The organism is Desulfosarcina sp. (assembly GCF_055467485.1).
This window is the reverse complement of record NZ_JBUOIV010000023.1, coordinates 1-19,163: the sequence shown is the minus strand read 5'-3', so window position 1 is coordinate 19,163 and position 19,163 is coordinate 1. Positions and strand designations below refer to the sequence as shown.

Genomic DNA, 19,163 nt, shown 5'->3' with positions numbered 1-19,163 from the left:
ATATGTTTCCTTTCAGTTTTGAATGGATCTGGGACGCGGGCCACATCGTATTTCACGGCGGCCTCTGGTACGCCCTGAACATCATCGGTATCGGCATGACCTATTGCGTGATCAAAGCCGTGATCGACTCGACCAATGGCAAGGGCGGCCACGGCCACCACTAGCCGTCTGCTCCTCCTGCCAAACCCACAATAAGCGCCTGTCCCGGACTGCGGTCCTCGGAACAGGCGCTTTTCCTTTTTGCGATCCTGCCACTGACCGACATTGGCATTTGGATGATTGGTGATTATTATATTCGAATAACCGCCGGGGAGGCTAACGGGATAGATCCCATCACCTTGACACATAAGGCGGTTGAAAGGAGTGCAGGCATGTCCAATCATTCCACGGCAGACGATTTTCGGACCGTCCTCAGCATCGATCCCCTGCTTGAATTCTGGCGCGAAAAGGTATCGCCAAACTGCCCGCATATGGCCGAAATGTTCGAGGTCTTTGAAAAACGGGTCCAGGAAACACCGGAGTTGAGGGGCGATATCGACCGGCCGGATCTGGCCGCCCGCCACACGGATATCCTTTCGCCGCTGATGAGCGTGGCCTTTCCCTCGTCCACCTGGGAAACGGAGATCAGTGGTGCATTCACCCCCTTTCAACACGACACCATCTATTGCACGCCGGCTTACCGTGCGCTTCTTTTCGACGGCAGGGGCAAGATCGCCGGACGACTCAAAGGGGAAAACAATACTCTTGATTTTCAGCGCTCCATCCGCGCCTACGACCTGATTCTCAGGCGGCTCTACGGAATCGACCAGGGTGTGGACAGTCCCCTCATCCGTATCGTTACCGATGCGGCGACGGGCCTGGAGCGCCATTTCCAGATTACCCCCGACTTCCAATTCGTTCAGGTGGGAACCGTGGGCAAGCCACGCGAATTGACCGAGCAGCAGCGGGAGCAGGTAATCGAGCATATAGCCAACCCTGAGGTGCTGACCGCGTTGCTGCCCCCCGGCGGCTTCATTTTCCGGGGTTTCACTGTTGTACGCGCGGTGGACGTTACCGAATCCGAGATCACATCAGCCCTGGAACGCGACCTGATCGACCAGGAATCCATTTTTTCGGCCGACGGTTTCAAGCGCCTGCAGAGCCGCCTGCGCACCTTGTTCGGCCAGCCGGAACTGAAAGCGAGCCTGGCAGCGGTTCAGGGAGACCAGGTCCTGATCCTAAACGACGGACACACATCCACGGCCAACTGCCTCTTCACCAATTCCAGCCATATCCCCATGAACGATCTGAAGGACTCGGTATGGCTGCGGGCCGTCGACCACCAGGAGATCATGCGCATTCCCGACCTGAGCAAGGAGCCGAACCTGTGTCCGGCCGAACAGGATGCCGTCGACCATGGTGTACGATCCATGCTCATCGCGCCGCTCTATTTCGGCGGGGAAGCGATCGGCACATTCTGGGTCAAATCCAATATACCCAATGGATTAGGCGCCGTGGACATCGAAAAAATGCGCCACATCGTCCCTCTTTTTTCCATGGCCCTGAAACGGGGATTGGAGGACATGAACAATGAGGTTCAGTCGGTGATCAAGGAAAAATGCACCGCCGTGCATCCATCCGTGGAGTGGCGCTTCCGCGATGCCGCCATGGAACACATGGAGCGGTTGCGCCAGGGCCATCCATCCGAAATGGAACCGATCATCTTCAAGGAGGTAATCCCTTTGTTCGGCCAGTCAGACATTCGGGGCTCTTCCGAAGCCCGGGTGAATAGCATCCAGGCGGACCTGACCGAGCAGCTGACCCTGGCAGGGACCATCATGCAGCGCGCCGCCGAAGTCAAATCCTGGCCGCTGATTGACGAATTCAGCTACCGAATCGACAAACGCATCGCCAGAATCAAGGCCGGCCTCTCCACCGAGGAGGAAACCCTGGTCGCATCCTTTCTCCAGCAGGAGATCGAACCCAGCTTCGCCGAACTGCGGGCCATCGGCCCCGGCGTCAGCCATGCCATCGACGGGTATAACCAGGCGGTAGATCCGGTGATGGGCGTCGTCTATCGCCGTCGCAAGGCGTTTGAAGAGAGTGTCTCCAGGCTCAACGAACAGCTCTCGGGCTATGTCGAACGGGAGCAGGCCGAAGTCCAGAAAATCTTCCCCCACTATTTCGAAAAGCACCAGACCGACGGCATCGACTACGTCATCTATCTGGGGGCATCCATGCATCCGGAAGGGAAACACAATCCGTTTTTCCAGAAAAACCTGGCCCTGTGGCAGTTCAAGATCGCTTGCGGGCTGGCCTGGCATACCCGGCAGATCCAGCCCGCGCTCAAAGTCCCCCTGGACGTCTGCCACCTGATTCTGGTGAACCACGCGCCCCTTTCCATTCGCTTCCGCTACGATGAAAAGCGCTTCGATGTAGACGGCGCCTATGACGTGCGACATGAGATCATCAAGTCCCGCCTGGACAAAGCCATGGTCAAGGGCGGCCGGGAACGCCTCACCCAGCCGGGCAAAATCGCCATCGTCTATTCTCACCCCAAGGAGGGCAGGGATATCCGGCGCCACATCGACTACCTGCAAAGCCGTGAGCACCTGTTAGGAGACCTTCAAACCGTTGACCTGGAAGATCTCCCCGGTGTCCAGGGGCTCAAGGCGCTTCGCGTCAGTGTGAACCTGGAAGCCGGTGCCGCGGCCACGGGGATCGAACAGCTGGCCGGGTAGCCGTCACCGGGTCGGGAGAAACACCGGCATTATTAATTTTCAGGCTGGCAGTGAACAAATGCGGATGACCCGGAAAAACCGTGAAACCGATCTTGCAAAATTACCAGGCCCATTGTAGCCTGCCCCTATAGCTTCATTCTGCAGTATATCGTTGCGCATCAGCGATGGCCGTTGTTTATTCGATCATACTCAACCACGCCGTTAGCATGCTTAATGTTAAGGGTTTACCGTTATAGAAGGCGCATTTGCCATCGCTTGCGGCAGTGTTGGCGGGCGACCGGTAATCAAATGATATCCCTACGGTCGAAGCGTGCGCACAACCGACAGGATCAGAAGACCACTGAGAAGACCGACCCGATCCGACCCAGCCACCTGGAACGCCTGATGCCCCAAGTGCCTGCCGGTTTTCTCATGGTTGATGCATGCGGCCGCATCATTTACTAAACCGGCTGATTGAAAAAATAATCGCCTATGCCCCGGAGGAATGGTCGGCCAGTCGGTTGAGGCGCCTGTCCCAAATTGATTTCATAACGTCCATGCGGTATGCTGGACGACTTTCACGAAAAGCCTTCCGACAATTAGAATGGCCAGGGAGAATGGTTTTCTAAGATGAAGCTCATAAATTTCTCTGCAATCCTTTCTCTCTCATTGCTGACCATGGCCGGACTTGAAATCATGTCATCCCAGGTATCCGCTGCCGGGTCAAAACCGCCGGCAGCGGCAGAGGCCTTGAGTGCCGAACAGATGTCACAAGAAGAGCTCCAATCGGCGGTAATCAGCTATGCCAATCGGTTTATCGCCACCATCGGCCAGGCTGCGTTCAATTTCGAAGCAGCCATACCAACGCCCCACGGTCGCTTGATTGCGTCGGCAAGAAAGGTTTATTCGCTGAGCGCCGCCACGGAGATTGCGGCCGGTCCCCATCCGGGACCGGCCTTGCTGGATATCGTGGTCATGGCGACCTTGAACCGGATGGTCTGGGAAGACTACTGGCGCCCCCAGATATTTGGCATGCCGGCTACGATCATGGTGGATGCGTTCAGTAAGATGGAGGCGGACGCGTGGCGTCTGGCAGCCAAAGTGATGACGCCAATTCAGCTGGAAGAATTCCGGGACCTGATTCTCGACTGGTATTCGGACAATCCGGGTCAAGTGGCGGTGGATTATATCCGCTTCAGCGATTTCGGAGATCTCGGCAAGAAACCGAACTTGAGAGAAATCCAGAAACCCGGCGGTCTGTTGGCCCCGGTGAGAGAGGCGACCGCAGCTGTTGACGAGGTCCGCATGACTTCTGAAAGAGCCATGTTTCTCCTGACCAAGATGCAGTTGATCATCGGATTTCAGGCCGAACTGGTCTATAAACAGCTGGTCATGCAGCCCGAAATGGATACGCTCTTCAAGGATATCTCCGGATTCAGGACGACGGCCGATCGATTCGCCGACCTGCTCGAAGGACTTCCCCGGCAGGTGGCAAAGGAGCGCACGGCGGCACTTTCGGACGCCGCCAACCTGATCGCCCGCGAACGCATCGCCGTGATGGAGGCCGTCGATGACAAAGCCGCGATGCTCGGCCAGATCAACAAAGACGTTCAAGGGACGCTCGACCGTGTTGACACCACATTCGACCGTCTTGCAAAGACAACCACCGATGCCGAGCGGTTGATCCGGGAAGCACAGCAGACCGCAATGGCCGCCCAGGCACTGGTTGCCGCTGTGGATCAGCTTGTCTCCCGGTTCGAACCGAAGAATCCGGCAGCGCCGTCCAAACCCTTTGACATCAACGATTATACCACGGCCATCGAGAAGATGCAGGCCGCACTGGAAAGCCTGAACAAGACGGTCTTGACCGTTGAACGAACCAGTTGGCCGTTGTTTACCCATATCGTCGAGCAATTCAATGCGGCTGCCGACCAACGTGTCGATCACATCTTTTACCGTCTTTTTCAACTGCTGGTGGTAACCGGCTTCATCGTGATCGTCATACTCGTGATCGTTCGGACGACCCGGCCAAAAAAACCGATCGGTTGACGGTCGAAGCGGGTGGCGACTGGAAAGGGACAGTGGCTTGCGGCCGGCTCAGTTTTTCACCTCACCCTTTTCAAAGGAGAAAATATGATTGAGGCGAATTGGCGACCTGGTGTATGCATGGCCCTTGCCGTGCTGATCGTCTGGGGATGTTATCCCAAACGCGTGGGCCCTGTCGGCCTCGAGGGCAAACGCCTGACCTGGGCCGAAATGAGTGTGGACCAGCGCAAGGCCCACATGAAAAGCGAGGTGTTGCCCCGCGCGGCTGAACTGTTCAAGACCTGGCGCCCCGAACGATTTGCCAGCGTGGACTGCAGCCTGTGTCACGGCCAGGGGCCCAAAACCGGGAATTTCCAGATGCCGACCCCCCACCTGCCCCGGCTCAGCGGGGAATTGTTGTTGGGGCCTGAATTTGAAAAGCATCCGGACACCACTCGACTGAAACTGGACCGCCTGGTGCCCCTGATGGCCGATGCGCTCGGCAAAAAGCCCTTCAGCATCCTGACCCGCCGGGGGTTCGGCTGCTACTCCTGCCACCTGGGGCCATCCGGTCCCATGTTCGGCAACTGACCGCCCTTTTACCGGTGGCATCTGAAACCAATGGGCTGACACCCGACAGGACAAACGGTCTTCAGGGTCATGCAGCGATGGCAGGGTCACCCGTCTGTCCGCGGGGAATATGGCTGGTCCAAACCCTTTTGTTAACTGAATGCATACACATCCGAGGAGTCATCATGGCCGGTATGACAGCGGCGCGCCTGAGCCGGGAAATCATCCAGCGATCCAAATCTTTCGGAGCAGACCTTGCCGGCGTTGCCAATGTGTCGGATATCAAGCCGTCACCGTCGCACCGGATGAGTGAACGCATGCCTGCGTTCAACGGTGTGGGGACGATGTCCGTAAAAGGACGCAAACGGGGCGTGGTTCGATGGCCGGAAGGCGCGAGGTCTGCCATCGTGATTGCAATCGCCCACCCACCCGAACATCCGGAACTGGACTGGTGGGTCAGCGGCCCTGGCCCCGGCAACACGGCGGGCAACCGATTGCTCATGTCGGTGGTAAAAAAACTGGCCGAATACCTTGAACAGACGCTCAACATCCGAACCTTCAGGCTGCCGTATCACATCGAGCATGGCGCCGTGTACATGAAAGACAGCGCCGTGATCGCCGGACTCGGCTGCATCGGAAAAAACAATCTGCTGGTTACCCCTTCGTACGGACCCCGTCAGCGATTGCGGGTCATGCTGATCGACACCGACCTTCCTTCCGCCGGTCCGATTGATTTCGATCCCTGCCGCAACTGCCCCATGCCCTGCAGAAGCGCCTGTCCCCAGCAAGCTTTTTCCACGGCTGCCTATACGGCCGAGGAATATGGCATGGGTGAACTTCCCGGACGGTCCGGGGTATACGACCGGTTACAATGCAACCGGCAAATGGAAATCGATATCGCCAATGCCGAGGCCGTTGACCTAATAGGGCAGGCGGAAGTGGGAAAAAGAGTCAAGTACTGCCGGGCATGCGAGACGGCTTGTCCGGTTGGGACCGCCGGTCGAGACTGACCGACGGAATCCGTCTGAAACATGGGTGCGATCGATCAATGTAAAACTTTTGTCAAGCCTTTGCGTCCTTCTTGTCACCACCGCTCATTTTAATTAAAAAGAACATCCAGAGATTTTTTTTATGAGCCGGGACTGAAGGATGCTTATGCTTAAATCGTTATTTCACGGGATACGCGGCGTACTTTCGCTTCTGTTCTACACCGTTAATACGGTAGTCTGCTGTATTCCCATTTTTATCGTGGCGTTGTTCAAACTGCTGCTCCCCGTCAAGCCGATCCAGACCGGTTGCCGCAGGATCCTGACCGCCATCGCCAATGGCTGGATCGCGGTGAACAACCTGAACCAGAAGCTGTTTAACGGCATCCGATGGGATGTACGCGGCCTGGACAATCTCAACCCCAAAGGCTGGTACATGGTGGTGGCCAACCACCAGTCCTGGGTGGACATCCTGGTGCTCCAGACTATTTTCTACCGCAAGATCCCCTTCCTGAAGTTTTTCCTGAAAAAAGAGCTGTTCTGGTTCCCGTTTCTGGGACAGGCCTGGTGGGCGCTGGACTTCCCTTTCATGAAGCGCTACTCCAGGCAATTTCTCAAAAAGAACCCCCACCTGATCGGCAAAGACCTGGAGATCACCAAGCGGGCCTGCGATAAATTCAGGAATATTCCCGTGTCGGTAATGAACTTTGTTGAAGGTACGCGGTTCACGCGGGAAAAGCACTCCCGCCAGCGATCGCCCTACACGCACCTGCTGCGCACCAAGGCCGGCGGCATGGCTTTCGTGCTGGCAGCCATGGGCGACAAGCTTCAGCATATCGTGGACGTAACCATCGCCTATCCCCAGGGTGCGGCCACGTTCTGGGATTTTGTCTGCGGGCGCGTCAAGGAGATCAAAGTCAGGGTCAAAACCCTGCCCATCGACGGCGAAATGATGGGGGACTACCTCCAGGACCCGCAATTCAAACGGGGATTCCAGGACTGGCTCAACAGCTTGTGGCAGGAAAAGGATCGTGACCTGGCTCGCATGCTGGCCCGCTGATACCCATTCCACGAAACGCCTTGACAATATCCAACGCCACCCATTAAGTTTACCCCCTTCTATCTTTTCCAGTATGTCAGGGATGCGGGTCCTTGAGTTTACCTCCCTGCCAAATGTCATATCCCATACCCCCAAGCGGATAAGGAGATAAATCATGGTTGAATTCAGGTATGAAGAGCTGCTGCCCCTGGGCGAGGACGACACCCGATACCGGCTGCTGACGGCCGATCACGTCTCCACCGCCCGGTTCGAGGGGCAGAACGTGCTGAAGGTCGCGCCTGAAGGGCTGGAGTTGCTGGCCGAATCGGCCTTCAAGGATGTTTCCCACCTGCTGCGGCCGGCCCACCTGGCCCAGCTTGAGAAAATCGTCAATGATCCGGAGAGCTCGGCCAACGACCGATACGTGGCCCTGGAAATGCTCAAGAATGCCGTGATCGCCGCCGACATGGAATTTCCCATGTGCCAGGACACCGGCACCGCCATCATTATGGGGAAAAAGGGTCAGCAGGTGTGGACGGGCTTCAGCGATGAAAAAGCGCTTTCCAAAGGTGTGTTCAACGCCTACACCCGAACCAATCTGCGCTATTCCCAGAACGCACCGCTGACCATGTATGAAGAGAAGAACACCGGGTGCAACCTGCCTGCCCAGGTTGAGATATACGCAACCGGCGGTGATGCCTATAAATTCCTGTTCATTGCCAAAGGCGGCGGCTCGGCCAACAAAACCTACCTGTTTCAGGAAACCAAGGCGGTGCTCAACCCGGGCACCTTGGTTGATTTTCTGACGGCCAAAATGAAGACACTGGGAACCGCCGCCTGTCCGCCCTACCACCTGGCGTTCGTCGTGGGGGGCACGTCGGCGGAGTTCAACCTGAAAACGGTGAAGCTGGCCTCGGCCGGCTACCTGGACAGTCTGCCCACTGCCGGCAGCCAGACCGGCCATGGTTTCCGGGACCGGGAACTGGAAGAAGCGCTCCTGGTAAGGGCGCAGGAATTGGGCATCGGCGCCCAGTTCGGCGGCAAGTACTTCTGCCACGACATTCGCGTGGTCCGCCTGCCGCGCCACGGGGCCTCCTGCCCCATCGGCATCGGCGTCAGCTGCAGCGCGGACCGCAACATCAAGGCCAAGATCACCGCCGAGGGCATCTTCCTGGAACAGCTGGAAACCGATCCCGCGCGCTTTCTGCCCGAGCCACGAAGCGCCGACGATAATGCCGTGGCCATCGATCTAGACCAGCCCATGGACGACATCCGGGCCATTCTGACCCGATATCCGGTGGCCACCCGCCTCAACCTGTCCGGCAAGATCATCGTGGGCCGGGATATCGCCCATGCCAAGCTCAAGGAACGCCTGGACAGTGGCCAGGGTCTGCCCCAATACCTGAAAGATCACATCATTTACTACGCCGGGCCGGCCAAAACGCCCGCCGGCTATCCGTCCGGTTCATTCGGACCCACCACCGCCGGCCGCATGGATTCCTATGTGCCGATCTTCCAGGCCCAGGGCGCTTCCATGGTTATGCTGGCCAAGGGCAACCGCTCCAAGGGGGTGACGGCGTCCTGTAAAAAATACGGCGGGTTCTACCTGGGCTCCATCGGCGGGCCGGCCGCGCGCCTGGGCAAGGAGTGCATCACGTCGGTGGAGGTGCTTGAATACCCCGAACTGGGCATGGAGGCGGTTTACCTGATCACTGTAAAAAATTTCCCGGCGTTCATTCTGGTGGACGACAAGGGGAATGACTTCTTTGAAAAGCTGCTCGGATAAATATCAATCCTATGTCGGTAAACCAAGTCTAAAAAAGGGGCCGCTGAAAAACGGCCCCTTGGTTGCCAACGACGATTGCCGCTGCCATATTCGCCCGACTGATCGAACGGATTGTAAACGCTGAACCTTGACCCCCTAACCCTAGCTCCCCTGCCCTTCAAAAAAATCATATACAAAATCGATGTGTTGTTTCATGGCTCGGAAGGCCGCGTCCGGATCGCCCCCCCGGATGGCCTGGTAAATCCGGGTGTGCTGTTCCAAAATGGTATCGATGTTGCCCGGTATTTTATACAGGCCCTCCAGGTTGACCTTGATGCCGGTGAACAGAAAATCGTAAAAGTTCTTCATAATGAAGACCTGGAGGGGATTGTTCGTTGCATAGGCGATGGCCATGTGGAAGGAGGCATCGGCTTCCGTGCCCAGTCTCCCGGATTTGACCTCCTTTTGCATCTCCTCGATGCTTTTCTCCATGAACTGAAAATCCTTTTCCACTGCCCTGCTGGCCGCCATGGCTGCGGCATTGCATTCCAGTCCCATGCGGACTTCCAGGAGGTCGGCGATGGAGGCATCCTGACTCTCCACCATCGTGGCCAGAAGACTTTTCTCTTTGGATTCCGGCGATCGGACAAAGGTGCCCTGCCCCTGCTTCTGGTCCAGCAGACCCATGACAACCAGCTTGTTGATGGCATCCCTAACCGAGGTGCGGCTGACACCGAAGGCCTCGGCGAGTTCCCGCTCGGTGAGGATTTTCTCGCCGGCTTTGAATTCACCGCGGAAAATCAGTTCCCGCAACTGGTCGAACACCTGGTCGGAGATGCGCTTGGGCCTGATGGGTTTAAGTTTGGGTGGCATGATCGAAGTTAAACTCCAGTTGGATTGAATGAGGGTATGCGCGTCAAATGAACATCAGCCTGCTGCGGGCCGGGAATCAATGGCCATGAAGAGGTCTGCAACGGGTCAATCTAGTGAGGCAATGGTCTAACCAAATTATCCTTGGCTGGTGGGCATGCCGTCTTCCCGTGAAGCGACAATCTTCATTTTACACACAATAGCATGCAGGGATTGTTAATTCAAGGTCTTCGATGCTTTGTGCTTGACAGTGGACACCTCCCCTCGATATTAATGGTACAACCAATTTAAAACCTGGTACCTGGTCCACCAGAAACCGGTCATTTCCGAACACATGGTCCCTCAGGTGACTGCGACCCCCTAAATAGGTGCGGAATTCCTCATGGCTCAGCACTGATGATCAATGAATGCCAAAAAGGGAGTTGCATCGATCCTGAAAAAGCAGGTAAAGGTAAATTGAAGCGGCTGCCCAGACATGACCGCAGCCGGTTTTAAAAATGATTGCCGATTGAATCGGGATGTGCGTTTGGCCTGTAACCGGCGCGATCCCTTTTTTAATTTCTAACCCGTTTGCAGGCAGGTGTGAATATATGGAAGGTCTTGATGCGCTATTCAATCCGTCATCCGTGGCGGTGGTCGGTGCCTCCAGCAGTCCGGGAAAAGTCGGTCACGATATCTTTGTCAACATTTTGAGAGGAGGCTTTACCGGCACCCTTTACCCGGTAAACCCCACATCCAAATCCATCGCCAGCGTGCGCGCCTATCCGGACATTCAGGATATTCCGGACCCCATCGACCTGGCCATCATCATCTTGCCCCCGGTCCATGCGGAAACGGCCATCGAGCACGCGATCGCCAAGGGGGTCAAGGCCATTGTCATTGTCTCCGCCGGATTCAAGGAAGTCGGCGGCGAAGGTCATGAGATCGAACGACGGATCGTGGCCATGTGCCGCACAGCCGGGATAAGGGTTGTCGGTCCCAACTGCCTGGGGGTGATCAATCCCAACGCCGATATCCGGCTCAATGCCAGCTTTTCGGCCCGTATGCCCACGGCCGGCAATATCTCCTTCATCTCCCAGAGCGGGGCGCTGTGCACGGCGGTGCTGGATTTTGCCGCCGACAAAGATTTCGGGTTCTCCAAATTCGTATCCATCGGCAACAAGGCCGATGTGGATGAACTGGATCTGCTGCGCTATTTTCACGCCGACCCGCAAACCGAGGTGATCATGCTCTATATCGAAGAGCTGCAACGGGGGCCGGAGTTCATCGAGGCGGTCAAAGAGATCACCGGCGGCGACCGGCCCACCCCGGTGCTGGCCATCAAATCCGGCCGAACCCATGCCGGCGCCCAGGCGGCCGCATCCCACACCGGGTCGCTGGCAGGCAGCGAAGCGGTTTACGATGCCATATTTACCCAGAGCGGCATCATCCGCGTCGACTCGATCAACGAATTGTTCGATTTCGGGATTGCTTTTGCCTATAAAAATGAAAGCGCCCTGGGCAAAATGCGGCGCAAAGTGCCTTTAGGCAACCGCGTCGCCATCGTTACCAATGCCGGTGGGCCGGGCATCGTCGCCACGGACATGACCGTCTCTTCGGGTCTGGAGCTGGCCCGATTCAGCCCGGACACCATTGAGGTGCTCAAAAGCCACCTGCCCTTGACCGCCAATGTGAACAACCCGGTGGACGTCATCGGCGACGCGACTCAGGACCGGTACGAAAATGCCCTTTCCGCGGTCATCAAGGACGAAGGCGTGGACGGCGCCCTGGTTATCCTCACCCCCCAGAGCATGACCAACGCCATCGGCACGGCCGAGGCCATCGTACGCATTGCCAGGCGTTCCCACAAACCGATCCTGTGCTGCTTCATGGGTATTATCGACGTGTCCGCCGGCGTGAAACACCTGCAGGAAAGCGGCGTTCCCGTGTATCGATTCCCCGAGAGCGCGGCCAAGACCTTCGGGGCCCTTTACCGCTATTCCCGCTGGCTCAACCGCCAGCAGCTGGCGCCCTTCACCGTCAGGCACGACAAAACGCGTGCCCGTGAAATCATTGCCGACGCCATGAATCAGGGCAACACCCACATGGGGGAAATCGGCGGCACCGAACTGCTGGGCTGCTACGGCTTCAACGTGCTCCCCACGGTGCTGGCCGCCAGCGCGGACGAGGCAGGGGATGCAGCCGACAGGATGGGCTATCCCGTGGTGATGAAAATCGTATCACCCCAGATCATCCACAAGTCCGACGCCGGCGGAGTCATTGTGGGGCCCGACAGCCGCGGGGCGGTGACCGCCGCCTATTCCAGCATTGTGGCCAATGCGAAACAATTCAACCCGGACGCCCAGATCAAAGGGGTGCTGATTCAGCGACTGGCCCCCAAGGGCCACGAGGTGATTCTGGGCATGACGCGCTACCCCATTTTCGGCCCGTTGATCATGTTCGGGATCGGCGGCATTTTCGTGGAAGTGTTCCAGGACGTGGCCTTCCGGCTGGCCCCGCTGACGCGCAATGGCGCGCGGAACATGGTTCGCAGCATCAAGGGACACAAGCTGCTTTCCGGATACCGCGGAGCGCCGAAGGCCGATATCGGAATCATCGAACGAATGCTGGTTGGGCTGTCCGACCTGGTGAAGGACCACCCGGAGATCAAGGAGCTGGACATCAACCCGCTGCTGGTCCACCCCGAGGGCCAAGGCGTCACCGTGGCGGATTGCCGGTTCATTCTCGAAAAGCCGCAATAGGCGGCGATGGGACCGCGACAGCGACCGCGCCCCAATTGCGCTGGAATCCAGATCGGTTTATAAGCGCATGAACGACCGGGCCCGTCCGGACCATCCACCCCAACGAAGGAGGCAGGCAATGACACGGTCATTATACTGGGCTGACAGTTATGTGGAAAGACAGCGAACCGCCGAGGCGGCCATCGCCATGATCCGCCCCGGCACACGGGTATTCATCGGCAGCGCCAGCGGAGAACCCCAGGCGCTGGTCCGCGCCCTGTCGGCTGCCGCCGTCAAGATCAGCGGCCTGGAAGTCATCCGACTGATGAGCCGCGAGACCACCTCTTTGTCCGAAATCGCCGACAAGACCCGTGACCACAGCCTCAACATTCGGACTATCTATCTGGGATCGGCGGACACGGAAGCCATCGCCCGTTACATGCGTTTCATTACGCCCATCAACATGTCCGAGGTGCCCGGTCTGTTCCTCTCACGGAAACTGCCCATTCACGTGGCCCTGATCCAGGTGTCGCCGCCCGACGATTTCGGCTGGATGAGCCTGGGCGTGTCCGTGGACGTAACCTTGGCAGCCGCCCAGAGCGCCGACCTGGTGATCGCCCAGGTGAACCCCAAAATGCCCCGCACCATGGGACAGAGCTTCATTCACGTCAACAACGTCCATGTGCTGGTCGAACACGAAGAACCCATTTTGTCCATCAACCTGCGCAAGCGATCCGGCGCGGCCGAATGGATCGGCAAGCACATCGCCCGCTTCGTGGATGACGGATCCACGCTCCAGATCGGACTGGACGCCGCCTCCCAGGCAACAGTCAAGGCCCTGGCCGACAAGAACGATCTGGGATTTCACTCCCAGTACATTACCGATGACGTGATGCACCTGTATGCCTCGGGAGTGATGACCAACCGCAAGAAAGGGCTCAATGAAGGCAAGCTGGTAGCTTCCTGCGCCATCGGCAGCCAGAACCTGTATGAGTTTCTCCACGACAATCCGGGGGTTGACTTCCGGCCGTCGGACTACGTCAACGACCCCTTTGTCATCGCCCAGCACAACCGCATGATTTCCATGAACGTGGCCCACACCATCGACCTCACCGGCCAGGTGGCGGCCGAGGCCTCCGAGCACACCTTTTTCGCCGGCGTTTCCGGCATCCCCGATTTTGTCAGGGGCGCCAAACGGTCCAAGGGGGGAAAATCCATTCTCATGCTCTACTCCACCTCCCAGAATGGCGAGCGCAGCAATATCGTTCCGGCCTTGAACAGCACTGCCGTGGTCGTTCCCCGGGGAGACGTTCACTACGTCGTCACCGAATACGGCGCAGTAAACCTCTTCGGCAAAAGCCTTCAGGAACGGGTGCTAGCTTTAATCGGTATCGCCCACCCCGACCATCGGGACCAGCTGTTCAGCGCCGCCAAGGAAGCCAAGCTGATCGGCAGCGAACGCCGGCTTGGCGAGGCCACCAAAGGCATCTATCCCATTCACCTGGAAGAGACGATCGTGCGGGACGGCGAGGAGATCACCATCCGGCCGTCAAAACCGGTGGACGAGCGCCGGATTCAGGAGCACTATTACAGCCTGGACAAAAAGGACGTGCAGCTGCGCTTTTTTCATGAGAAACTCAGTTTTGACCGCAGCGATGTGGAAACACGCTCACAGATCGACTACATCAAGGATCTTACCCTGGTGGCCGTGGTGGGCGAATTCGGCTTCGGCAAGGTGGTAGGAGTGGGCGAATACCTGCTGCTTTTGGACAGCAATACTGCCGAGGTGGCATTTTCCATATCCAAGGAATACCAGGGCAAGGGACTGGGAAAGCTGTTCATCCGCAAACTGGCCAGGGCAGCCCGCGAAAACGGTATTTCCGGACTGGTGGCCTATACCTCCCCCCAGAACAAAGCCATGGTCGCCCTCTTCAAGACCCTTCCCTATAAAGTCAAAACTGCCTTTGACGGCGATTCGCTGATTCTCAAATGCCGGTTTGACGAAATGGCGGAAACCTCTCGATAGAAGAAAGGCTCCGGCTGTGAAACGTTATCGGATTCTGGCTGCCGCCGTCGTCATGCAGATGTGCCTGGGCGCCACCTATGCCTGGTCGGTCTTCGTGCTGCCGCTCAAGCAGGTCACCGCCATCCTTCAGGGCACGGCTCAGCTTCCCTTCTCGATGTTCTATTTCGCATTTCCGGCCACGATGATCGTGACCGGCACCCTGCTGCCAAAAATCGGCCCACGTCGCTGCGCGGTGGTCGGCGGTCTGCTCTTCGGCGGCGGCTGGATGCTCGCGTCGATGGGTCGCTTTCATTTTGCATTCACGATTCTGGGGATCGGTCTGATGGCCGGGATCGGTGTGGGGTTTGCCTACATCGTTCCCATTGCCACCTGTGTACGCTGGTTTCCCCGTCAAAAAGGGCTGGTAACCGGCGTGGCGGTGGCCGGTTTCGGCGGCGGCGCCGCCTTGGTCAGCCACGCGGCAGGGACCCTCATGGAAACCATTGGCATGAGCCCCTTTGCCACCTTCGGCCTGCTGGGGATATTGTTCATGCTGCTGGTTGCCCTGGCCGGATCGGTGATGGAAAACCCGCCGGGCTGCGCTGGGGCCGTTCAACGGAAGCTGCCCCTGACCGGCGTACTCAGGGATCGGTCATTCGTTTTTCTTTACCTGGCCATGTTCGCCGGCCTTGCCGCGGGATTTGCCGTCAATGCCAATATGAAGGAGCTCTATGCCGGCACCGGCGTCCAGGCGGGAGTGAAGGCTGTTGCCGCCTTTGCCCTGGCCAACGCAGCCGGCCGCATCACCTGGGGATGGCTTTTCGACCGCGGCCGTTCGACCCTGATCCTTCAATTCAACCTGCTGCTTCAGGCGGCACTGCTGCTCTCACACGGCCTCATCCTGCGTTCCGATGCCGGTCTGTTGGCGTTTGCCAGCCTTGCCGGCTTCAATTACGGCGGTATTCTTGTCCTTTATGCCTCCGCAGCAGCTGAACGGTGGGGCGGCGAGCGGCTTGGTCAGATATACGGCTGGCTGTTTTCGGCCAACATCCCGGCCGCTTTGTCCCCCATCGTGGGCGGGATGGCCTTCGATCGGACGGGAAGCTTCTCCCCGGTCTTGTGGGGAATCGGTGGCCTGTTGGCCTGCGGTGCCATCGCCCTTGGCATGGGCGTCTCCCTGGCAAACTGCGACGAATCAAATTACAAATTAAATCAAATTGTTGCCAACAACCCAGCCCAGGCCAATTAATTCTTGTCAAGTCGGATTCAATGTGATTTAAATAATTTCTTTGGCAATAGAAAAGACAACGTTACCGATGCGAAAGCAATTTTCGCAGATCCCTTCTCGGCTATGAAACACTGGTTTTCTGCGGCAGTTCCCCTGAGACCGGTCGCCGCAGAGTCGATTTCCCATCTTTAACCCGTTACAAGGAGCAGTTATGGCAAAGCAAATGAAAACCATCGACGGGAACACCGCAGCCGCGCACGTGGCCTATGCCATGAGCGAGGTGGCCGCCATCTATCCCATCACCCCTTCCTCCCCCATCGGCGAAATCTGCGATGAGTGGGCGGCCAACGGCCGCAAGAACGTCTTCGGCCAGACCTTGCTGGTGCGCCAGCTGCAAAGCGAAGCCGGAGCCGCGGCCGCCGTCCACGGCTCCCTGGCCGCCGGCGCATTGACCTCGAGCTACACCGCCAGCCAGGGCCTGCTGCTGATGATCCCGAACATGTACAAGATGTCCGGTGAACTGCTTCCCGGTGTCCTGCATGTCACCGCCCGGGCCATCGCCGCCCATGCGCTGTCCATCTTCGGCGACCACCAGGACGTCATGGCCGTCCGCCAAACCGGTTTTGCCATGCTGGCCTCCGCCTCGGTCCAGGAAGTCATGGATTTGGGGCTGGTCGCCCACCTGGCCGCCATCGATTCCAGCGTGCCGTTCCTGCACTTCTTCGACGGTTTCCGGACCTCCCACGAGATTCAGAAGATCGAAACCATCGACTACGCGGACATGAAAAAACTGATCAACATGGAAGCATTGGAGAACTTCCGCGCCCGTGCAGTCAATCCGGAATCCCCCGAACTGCGCGGCACCGCCCAGAACCCGGACATCTACTTCCAGGGGCGCGAAGCGGCCAACGTCTACTACCAGGAAGTGCCGGACACCGTTGCCGACTACATGAGAAAAGTCTCCGCACTTACCGGCCGCAAATACAACCTGTTCGATTACGTGGGTGACCCCAATGCCGATCGCGTCATCGTCTCCATGGGATCTTCCTGTGAGACCATCGAGGAGGTGGTCGATCACCTCAACGCTCGCGGCGAGTCCGTCGGCCTGGTCAAGGTGCGCCTGTTCCGCCCCTTTTCCGCCAAGCACCTGTTGTCGGTCCTTCCGGCCACGGCCGCCCGGATCACCGTTCTCGACCGCACCAAGGAACCCGGCGCCCTGGGTGACCCGCTTTACCAGGACGTGTGCACGGCCTTCATGGAGCAGGGAGAAATGCCCTCTATCGTCAACGGCCGCTATGGGCTGGGCTCCAAGGAGTTCACCCCCTCTATGGTCAAGGCCGTGTTCGACAACATGAATGGCATGGCGCCCAGGAACCACTTCACCGTCGGCATCACCGACGACGTCACCCACACCAGCCTGGATGTGGAGACCGGTCTGGACGTGGCGCCGGAAGGCACGGTCCAGTGCAAGTTCTGGGGTTTGGGGGCCGACGGCACCGTCGGCGCCAACAAGAGTGCCATCAAAATCATCGGCGACAACACCGACATGTACGCCCAGGCGTATTTCGCCTACGACTCGAAAAAATCGGGCGGCGTGACCATCTCCCATCTGCGTTTCGGCAAGACGCCGATCAAGTCCACCTACCTGATCGACAGTGCCGACTACATCGCCTGCCACAACCCGGCCTACGTCAACATTTACGACGTACTCGAAGGCATCAAGGTCGGCGGGACCTTCATGCTCAACAGTCCCTGGAGCATCGAGGAGATGGAAGCGCGGCTGCCGGTGGCCATGCGCCGGACCATCGCCCGCAAAAAGCTCAAGTTCTTCAACATCGACGCCGTCAAAATTGCCGGTGAGGTGGGCCTGGGCGGACGCATCAACATGATCATGCAGACCGCCTTCTTCAAGGCGGCCAACGTGATCCCCGTGGACGACGCCATCGCCTACCTCAAGGACCAGATCAAAAAGATGTTCGGCATGAAGGGCGACAAGATCGTCAACATGAACAACCAGGCGGTGGACAAGAGCCTGGATCACCTGGTGGAGGTAAAATACCCGACGGCCTGGGCCGATGCCGGTCTGGCGGCGGCCGTCGCCAGCGACGAACCCGAGTGGGTCACCGAGGTGATGAAGCCCATGCTGGCCCAGCAGGGCGACAAGCTGCCGGTGAGCGCCTTTTCGCCGGACGGTATTTTCCCGGTGGGCACCACCCAGTATGAAAAGCGCGGTGTGGCCATCAACGTGCCGGAATGGGTCATGGACAACTGCATCCAGTGCAACCAGTGCGCCATGGTCTGTCCCCACGCGGCCATCCGTCCGGTGCTGGTCACCGATGACGAGTTGAAAGCCGCCCCCGGGAGTTTCGAGGCCAAGAAGGCCCTGGGCAAGGAGCTCAAGGAATATAAGTTCCGCATCCAGGTCTTCACCGAAGACTGCATGGGCTGCGGCAACTGTGCGGACATCTGCCCGGCCAAGAAACCGGCCCTGGTCATGAAGCCTTTAGACACCCAGACCCAAATGCAGGTGCCCAACCAGCGCTACGCCTCCAGCCTGCCGGTCCGCGAAGGGTTGGTGGCCCGCAACACGGTCAAGGGCAGCCAGTTCTACCAGCCCCTGCTGGAGTTCTCCGGCGCCTGTTCCGGTTGCGGTGAGACGCCCTACGCCAAACTGCTCACCCAGATGTTCGGCGAGCGCATGGTCATCGGCAACGCCACCGGTTGCTCCTCCATCTGGGGCGGCAGCGCACCCTCGATTCCCTACTGCGTCAACGAAGACGGCTGCGGCCCCACCTGGGGCAACTCCCTGTTCGAAGACCCGGCGGAATTCACCTACGGCATGTTTCTCGGTCAGTTGCAGCAGCGCCAGTTGCTGGCCGACCTGGTCGCCGAGGCCGTGGAGACGGATCTCGACGACAACCTGAAAGCGGCCATGAAGGGCTGGCTGGACAACATGAAGGACGCCGACGGCTCCAAACGCTACGGAGACCAGATCCGGGAGATGCTCTTCGCCTATTCGGGCAATTCCCTGCTGGATCGGATCGACCGGCTGGGTTCATATTTCACCAAGCGCTCCTACTGGATTTTCGTGGGTGACGGGTCGGCCTACGACATCTCTTTCGGCGGCATCGACCATGTCCTGGCCACCGGGGAAGACATCAACGTCATCGTTTACGACACCGAGGTATACTCGAACACCGGCGGTCAGAGCTCCAAGGCCACGCCCACCGGCTCCATCGCCAAGTTTGCCGCATCC

General features: G+C 58.3%; 13 protein-coding genes. 12 read left to right on the top strand and 1 reads right to left on the bottom strand.

Features of this window, described 5'->3' with window-relative positions:
- Positions 1–2: 2 nt before the first annotated feature.
- From ACZCED_RS12545 to ACZCED_RS12510, 8 genes are all read left to right on the top strand, one after another.
- Entirely contained in the window at positions 3–164 is a 162-nt protein-coding gene (locus ACZCED_RS12545; RefSeq protein ID WP_462971994.1) for a hypothetical protein, read from the top strand.
- Positions 165–371: 207 nt separating this feature from the next.
- Positions 372–2,720, top strand: a complete 2,349-nt coding sequence (locus ACZCED_RS12540) for a GAF domain-containing protein (RefSeq protein WP_464860915.1) — start codon at positions 372–374, stop codon at positions 2,718–2,720.
- Between the two features lie 288 nt (positions 2,721–3,008).
- On the top strand, positions 3,009–3,164 hold the full coding sequence (locus ACZCED_RS12535) for a hypothetical protein (RefSeq protein ID WP_462971996.1): 156 nt from the start codon (positions 3,009–3,011) through the stop codon (positions 3,162–3,164).
- A 165-nt stretch (positions 3,165–3,329) separates the two neighbouring features.
- A complete protein-coding gene (locus ACZCED_RS12530; protein ID WP_464860914.1) occupies positions 3,330–4,748 on the top strand; it encodes a hypothetical protein in 1,419 nt (472 codons plus the stop codon).
- 84 nt (positions 4,749–4,832) lie between these two features.
- A complete protein-coding gene (locus ACZCED_RS12525) occupies positions 4,833–5,315 on the top strand; it encodes a hypothetical protein (RefSeq protein WP_464860913.1) in 483 nt (160 codons plus the stop codon).
- A gap of 164 nt (positions 5,316–5,479) precedes the next feature.
- Positions 5,480–6,304, top strand: a complete 825-nt coding sequence (locus ACZCED_RS12520) for a 4Fe-4S binding protein (protein ID WP_462971999.1) — start codon at positions 5,480–5,482, stop codon at positions 6,302–6,304.
- A 145-nt stretch (positions 6,305–6,449) separates the two neighbouring features.
- The gene (locus ACZCED_RS12515; RefSeq protein WP_462972000.1) at positions 6,450–7,340 is read left to right on the top strand and encodes an acyltransferase; all 891 of its coding nucleotides are present in this window, start codon (positions 6,450–6,452) and stop codon (positions 7,338–7,340) included.
- Between the two features lie 154 nt (positions 7,341–7,494).
- The gene (locus ACZCED_RS12510) at positions 7,495–9,105 is read left to right on the top strand and encodes a fumarate hydratase (protein ID WP_462972001.1); all 1,611 of its coding nucleotides are present in this window, start codon (positions 7,495–7,497) and stop codon (positions 9,103–9,105) included.
- A gap of 141 nt (positions 9,106–9,246) precedes the next feature.
- Here ACZCED_RS12510 and ACZCED_RS12505 read toward each other — a convergent pair whose 3' ends face one another.
- Positions 9,247–9,957 carry a FadR/GntR family transcriptional regulator gene (locus ACZCED_RS12505; protein WP_462972002.1) on the bottom strand — a complete coding sequence of 237 codons (711 nt, stop codon included), beginning with the start codon at positions 9,955–9,957 and terminating at the stop codon, positions 9,247–9,249.
- Between the two features lie 587 nt (positions 9,958–10,544).
- On the opposite strand from ACZCED_RS12505, the gene ACZCED_RS12500 reads away from it, so the two are divergent.
- The 4 genes from ACZCED_RS12500 to nifJ form a co-directional block, all read left to right on the top strand.
- A complete protein-coding gene (locus ACZCED_RS12500; RefSeq protein WP_464860912.1) occupies positions 10,545–12,695 on the top strand; it encodes an acetate--CoA ligase family protein in 2,151 nt (716 codons plus the stop codon).
- Positions 12,696–12,813: 118 nt separating this feature from the next.
- Entirely contained in the window at positions 12,814–14,700 is a 1,887-nt protein-coding gene (locus ACZCED_RS12495; protein WP_464860911.1) for a GNAT family N-acetyltransferase, read from the top strand.
- 16 nt (positions 14,701–14,716) lie between these two features.
- Positions 14,717–15,928, top strand: coding sequence for an MFS transporter (locus ACZCED_RS12490; protein ID WP_464860910.1), 1,212 nt, complete (start codon positions 14,717–14,719; stop codon positions 15,926–15,928).
- Between the two features lie 190 nt (positions 15,929–16,118).
- Positions 16,119–19,163 (top strand): pyruvate:ferredoxin (flavodoxin) oxidoreductase (gene nifJ / locus ACZCED_RS12485; protein WP_464860909.1); only part of this gene is annotated, 3,045 nt, incomplete at its 3' end.